Here is a 5,882-nt window from a genome sequence, read left to right as displayed (position 1 = left end):
CATGCGAGAACAGACTCCTTTGTATTTATTTGTGTTGTGGTGATTCAAATATAACACAAAAATCTGTTCTCGTATTTTTTATTTATACTGGTGTAACACATGTATTGTAATCCTACAGAGAAGGAAGAAGAGAAAAATAGAAATACTTGACAAGACTTCCAAAGTATGCTTAATATTATAAGAAAAAAACCTGCAGGCAGTTATCAACCGTGAAACGCGCAAAACAGCATAAAAACTGGGATAAAAATTTGGCCGGAGATAAGATTGGTTCCGGCGCTAATATTTGTGTGGAAGGGGCTGATTTCATGTAGAATCAGCTCTTTTTTCTATAATTATGAGGAAAAGAAGGAGAAGTGGAATGAAGGCGTACAAAGACAGAAGCAAGGAAGAACTGCTCACTCTCAAAAATGAACTGGAAGCGGAATACAAGAAATTTCAGGAAATGGGTTTAAAGCTGGATATGTCCAGAGGAAAGCCGTCCGCAGAACAGCTTGATATTTCTATGGGAATGATGGATGTCTTAAACAGCTCTACCGATTTAAAATGCCGTGAAGGAATTGACTGCAGAAATTACGGTGTTATTGATGGTATTCAGGAAGCGAAGGAATTACTGGCAGATCTGATTGAGGTTCCTGCGGATAAAATCATTATTTACGGAAATTCCAGTCTGAACGTAATGTATGACACGGTAGCCCGTTCCATGACTCATGGCGTTATGGGGAGCACACCCTGGTGCAAGCTGGACAAGGTGAAATTTTTATGTCCGGTTCCCGGTTATGACAGACATTTTGCTATTACGGAATATTTCGGGATTGAAATGGTGAATGTGCCTATGACTCCGGAAGGCCCTGATATGGATATGGTTGAAAAGCTGGTGAGTGAGGATGCAGCGATTAAGGGAATCTGGTGCGTGCCTAAATATTCCAATCCTCAGGGAATCACATATTCCGACGAAACCGTACGCCGTTTTGCCAATCTGAAGCCTGCCGCAGAGGATTTCCGTATTTACTGGGATAATGCTTACAATGTACACCATCTCTATGAAGACGATCAGGATAATATCCTTGAAATCCTTTCCGAGTGTGAGAAGGCAGGAAATCCTGATATGGTTTATAAATTCAGCTCCACTTCCAAGATCAGCTTCCCTGGTTCCGGTGTGGCGGCAATTTCCGCTTCTTATAATAACCTGAAGGATATCAAGAAGCAGATGTCCATTCAGACTATCGGCCATGATAAGCTGAATCAGCTGCGTCATGTGAGATATTTCAAGAATCTGGACGGAATCAAGGTCCACATGATGAAGCATGCAGCTATCATGCGTCCTAAATTTGAAGCAGTGCTTGATATCCTTGAAGAAGAGCTCGGCGGTCTGGAAATCGGTTCCTGGCTGAAGCCTAAGGGAGGGTATTTCATTTCCTTCGATGCACTGGAAGGCTGTGCAAAGGCGATTGTAGCAAAGGCTAAGGAAGCAGGCGTTGTTATGACAGGCGCAGGAGCAACCTACCCTTATGGCAAGGATCCTCAGGACAGCAATATCCGTATTGCTCCTTCCTTCCCTCCGATGGAAGAATTAATTCAGGCTACCAGGCTGTTTGTTCTTTGTGTGAAGCTGGTCAGCGTTGATAAGCTTTTGGAAAGTAAATAACAGATTAAAAACACCGGGCGGCAATGGTATGCGTCCGGTGTTTTTTGAATTTATGCTGCATTTACCCGCATTTATTCTTTAGCCCTTAAAATCTGGGCAGGAGTCAGTTCCTTTAGTTTAGACAGCAGGAGCGTACGGATTAAAAAATAGCACAGCAGAATTCCAATGTAAACGACAGAATAGAGAATGGGGGACCAGGAGAGATCCCCTCCGCAGGCAATATTAAAAATAAAAGCAGGGTAAATGAGGTCAATGAGTATTTTGCCGGCAGGCAGCATCAGCAGTGAGCCAAAAGCGATGAGATAAGCACTGCCGTCCAGATAAAGCTTTCTGATCTCTTTGTTCCGGTAGCCGAATATTTTCATGAGAGAAATGTTGTAGGAGGAACGATCTATCATAACCTTTGTCATTTGATAAAGGACAATCAGGAAAACGAATATGGAAACACTGATCAGCATAATCATCAGAGGTTTCATGATTTCCATAAAGATATCAGAACTTTTTTCTATATCTGCTTTTGTAGAGACGGCATATAATCGTCCGGGGTCAATATCCAGGGGGCTGTCGGAATATACTGCGTTATAGTAGCCGTCATCCTGATTAAAAAGAGCACGCATACTGTCAATATCCATGAAACAGCACAGGCCTGTGGAATATGGTACAATTTCCGTTATGGTAAAGCCATAGAGCCTTTCATTGACTTCGTCTTTCAGTATGAATTCGTCACCTGCGGACAGCCTGTATTTGGCGGCAACGGAAGAAGAGATGCAGATTTCATTCTTCCGGTTTTTGGAGAAGTCAGGGAAAAAGGGATTGTCGTCCGTGAGTCCAATAATACTGACTTCCATGGGAAAGCCAAAGACCTCTTTTTTCAGCCCCTTTATGTAAGCGGGATAACCTCCTTCGGGAACGGCTTCTGCAGGATATTTATATTGATACATATAGGAAAAACGGGTATCGGCCGTATTCTGCTGTTTTATGTTAAGGCAGAGTGAATAACAGTTCAGTCCCAGCATTAAAATCAGCAGAGAAACAAACATACCGGCCAATATGGCAAGACAGCTGCGTTTTTCACGCAGAAACTGCCGGATTTGAAATGTACTTAAAAAGGAGAGATGGCGGATCCGGATTCCGTTTTCTTTTTCATCGGATATTTCTTTGCGCAGCAGGGACAGAGCGCTTCTTTTCAGCCGTTTCTGTATGAGAAAACGGGTTACCAGAAAAGCGGTAAAAGGCGGAAGCAGGAAGCCGTAGATCAGCAGCCAGCGGCTGAGGCAGGTTTCTATAGGCGGAGTGGAGTAGTAAGTATAGGACTCCGCTGTCATCATGGACATTCCCAGCTGAGAATAACCCAGAGCGGTACCGGCTGCTCCTCCTAAAAGGCAAAGGAGAACCGGAAGCATGGTATAATGCCAAAGCAGCTGTTTCCTTTTCAGGCCCAAAGCATACAGGGCGCCAATAACAGGACTTTCCTGATCAATGGAATGTATGATAAATACGGAAATAACATAGGTAATCAGTATGAGTACGATGATTCCGGCTGTAAGGCCGACTTTTATATTGATTTCCACATCCCGGTTCGCTGCTTTGATGCGGGGGTTATCCTCTGCTTTTACAAAGTCCGTGAGATTTTCTATTTCCAGAGGGCAGATGCTGTCCATAAGATTCCCGGCTTTCGCCTGAAGTTCTTTTGCCTTCTGTTGGAACGCTTCCGGGTTCCCTGAAAGGGCTCCGGCATTCTGAAGCAACTCCTGTAAGCTGTCAGTCAGAATATCTCTGTCCTTTGTTTTCCGGCTTACCATTTCCTGAAAAAAGGGATCTTTTACTTCATCGGGATTGATTTGGATATTCTTAAGGTAATCCTTCAGTTCGGAATGCGTCATGTTATCCCCGAGAAGATAACTGTAACGGTATTCTTCCGCGTGAAGCGCTTTTCCGCCGGCAAGCAGTTCATTATAAGCTTCAGGGGTGACGAATGCGGTGCCGAAAACATTGCCGTCCGAAGACATGCCGGACATGTTCTGCAGACAGTATTCATAGTCGGGGCTGGTACCGATACCGGAAATGGTATAGTCGGTACCGGCAATCTTTATGTTATCGCCTATGGAAAGATCATGGGCGGCAGCATAAATCCGTTCCACTATAATTTCTCCCGGGAAATAAGCAGGAGCACCCTCTTCCAGATTCACCAGATTAAGAGATTCCCGGTTTTTCATAACACGGAGCGTTGAGGCATCCTCCATGAGAAAATCAAGGTAAAAACATTCTTCTAAAGTTACCCGCATATGTTTCAATTCCTGCAGAGTCTTTTTATCAAGAGGTACAAACACACCGAATTGTCCGTCTTCCAGATGATTGGCTTCGGCTCTTTTATTGACTGATTCAATGACACTTACTGCGGATCCAATGGTTCCCACTACAATGAACATGCAGAGGATGATGAGCAGAAACAATGCCATATAGCGGAAAAAATTTGATTTCAAATCACGGAGGGTACGTTTAAATAATAATTTCTGCATTTTTTGTTCCTCCTACCATGTGAGTCCGGAAGCTGGGATCCGGGAGTCATTTTCATATTCCCCGGAAATTTGTCCGTCTCTTATTTGTATTACTTTATGAGCCATGCTGCGTATAGCGGCGTTGTGAGTGACCATCAGAATGGTAGTGCCATATATTTGGTTGATTTTTTCCAGCAGGATCAGGATTTCCTTTGCCGTTTTGGAGTCCAGTGCACCCGTTGGTTCATCGCAGAGCAGCAGCTTCGGGTTCTTTATCAGAGCACGGGCTATGGCGCAGCGCTGCTGCTGGCCTCCGGAAAGCTGGGACGGGAATTTATTTCTGTGTTCCGTGAGTCCCAGTATATCCAGGAGTTCCTGCATGGACAGCGGTACCTTAGACAGATAGCTGCATACCTGAATATTTTCCTCTGCGGTGAGATTGGGTATCAGATTATAAAATTGGAATACAAACCCCAGGGTATCCCGGCGGTAATCGGACAGCCTTTCCGGCTTCAGGCCGGTGATTTCTTTCCCATCGATATGAATTTGCCCGCTGTCTACGGTATCGAGACCGCCTATGGCATTCAGAAGAGTGGATTTGCCGGAACCGGAAGGACCGAGAATTACGCATATCTGTCCCCTGTCTATCAGGGTGCTGATCCCGTTCAGGACTTTGCAGTAACTCCCGCCTTCCCCATAGCTTTTTGTTACATTACTTATTTCTACATACATAATACTTCCTCCTTATAATAAAAATAACACTGTTATGTAAATGTTATTTAAAAAAGACCATTAAGGTCTTTTTATTTAAGATTTTTGGTATCCGGGAGGAGAGACAGAAATCCTCCTCTCATAAAATGTATCATAATTTTAAGCTGCTCCGTTGCCTGTGGCTTATCCAGATTATGGGACAGAATATGGAGGACAGCATCTATCTGAAGATGGGAAAACCAATGGATGGTACAATCATTAAAATAAGAATTTTCAGGGAGGGGCGGCTTAGCCTGTGACAGAAGCTGTACCGTCTGACAATCGAGCATTTGTATGAGAGTATCGAAGAAAGAACATACCAGGGGATGCTCTCTGTTATTTAAAATAATACTGCATATAGCCGGATTATCAAAAAACAGATCAAAAACTTCTTCTGCGGCACGGAAATCTTCTGATTCATCCTTTGCGATGCTGAAAGAAGAGCTGGACAGTTCTCTTTCATAATGTTCTTTCATAAGGGACAGAAGGCGATCCGTGACAGGGGAAATCACATGACCGAACAAATCCTCTTTATCCTGAAAAAAGAAATACAAAGCGCCGGTAGTTACATCTGCCCGGGAACAAATCCGGCGCAGAGAGGCTTTTTCAAATCCAAATTCACTGAATTCAAGAACCGCGGACTGCAGCAGTCTTGTTTTGGTTTCTTCCGGCACAGAACCTGCGTGTCTGCTCATTTCTCCTCCTGTCTTTCCGTGTTGGGATACAAAGACTTTCCTGATAAAAGCATTTTAAATAACAATGTTATTTTAAACTGTATGGTCTGCTTTGTCAACAGTATTGTTTATTTTAGGAAAAAAGAAGTATAATGAAAACATGTCACTGCAGTCCGAACAGAGTTAACGGCTGTTAAAAATATATATCGGCCGGTGTAGGTTTGTCAAACATTTGTTACAGAGAGAGCAGATAATTGTCCAATACCTGTTGAGGACTTTTCCATCCTAAGGGCCGCATAGGAAAGTGGTTGTAGT

4 protein-coding genes are annotated in these 5,882 nt (G+C 43.6%); 1 reads left to right on the top strand and 3 read right to left on the bottom strand.

Going from position 1 to position 5,882, the window contains the following annotated elements:
• Positions 1 to 358 precede the first annotated feature (358 nt).
• Positions 359 to 1,645: an aminotransferase class I/II-fold pyridoxal phosphate-dependent enzyme gene (locus tag BLA28_RS16315; RefSeq protein WP_009252383.1), complete on the top strand. Its 1,287-nt coding sequence runs from the start codon at positions 359 to 361 to the stop codon at positions 1,643 to 1,645.
• A gap of 71 nt (positions 1,646 to 1,716) precedes the next feature.
• Here BLA28_RS16315 and BLA28_RS16310 read toward each other — a convergent pair whose 3' ends face one another.
• The 3 genes from BLA28_RS16310 to BLA28_RS16300 all read right to left on the bottom strand — a co-directional run bounded on the left by BLA28_RS16310 (position 1,717) and on the right by BLA28_RS16300 (position 5,588).
• A complete protein-coding gene (locus tag BLA28_RS16310) occupies positions 1,717 to 4,164 on the bottom strand; it encodes an ABC transporter permease (RefSeq protein WP_069158191.1) in 2,448 nt (815 codons plus the stop codon).
• A 12-nt stretch (positions 4,165 to 4,176) separates the two neighbouring features.
• Positions 4,177 to 4,875 carry an ABC transporter ATP-binding protein gene (locus tag BLA28_RS16305; protein ID WP_069158190.1) on the bottom strand — a complete coding sequence of 233 codons (699 nt, stop codon included), beginning with the start codon at positions 4,873 to 4,875 and terminating at the stop codon, positions 4,177 to 4,179.
• A gap of 71 nt (positions 4,876 to 4,946) precedes the next feature.
• A complete protein-coding gene (locus BLA28_RS16300; protein WP_069158189.1) occupies positions 4,947 to 5,588 on the bottom strand; it encodes a TetR/AcrR family transcriptional regulator in 642 nt (213 codons plus the stop codon).
• Positions 5,589 to 5,882 lie beyond the last annotated feature (294 nt).

Origin of the sequence: Eisenbergiella tayi, assembly GCF_001881565.1 — a bacterium.
GTDB lineage: Bacteria > Bacillota > Clostridia > Lachnospirales > Lachnospiraceae > Eisenbergiella > Eisenbergiella tayi.
Note: the sequence above shows the minus strand (reverse complement) of the source record. Positions and strands in the feature narration are given on the sequence as shown.

Excerpts from the sequence above, each read along its gene's own strand:
- BLA28_RS16310 (WP_069158191.1), bottom strand. The coding sequence starts at position 4,164 with ATGCAGAAATTATTATTTAAACGTACCCTCCGTGATTTGAAATCAAAT.
- BLA28_RS16305 (WP_069158190.1), bottom strand. The coding sequence starts at position 4,875 with ATGTATGTAGAAATAAGTAATGTAACAAAAAGCTATGGGGAAGGCGGG.
- BLA28_RS16315 (WP_009252383.1), top strand. The coding sequence starts at position 359 with ATGAAGGCGTACAAAGACAGAAGCAAGGAAGAACTGCTCACTCTCAAA.
- BLA28_RS16300 (WP_069158189.1), bottom strand. The coding sequence starts at position 5,588 with ATGAGCAGACACGCAGGTTCTGTGCCGGAAGAAACCAAAACAAGACTG.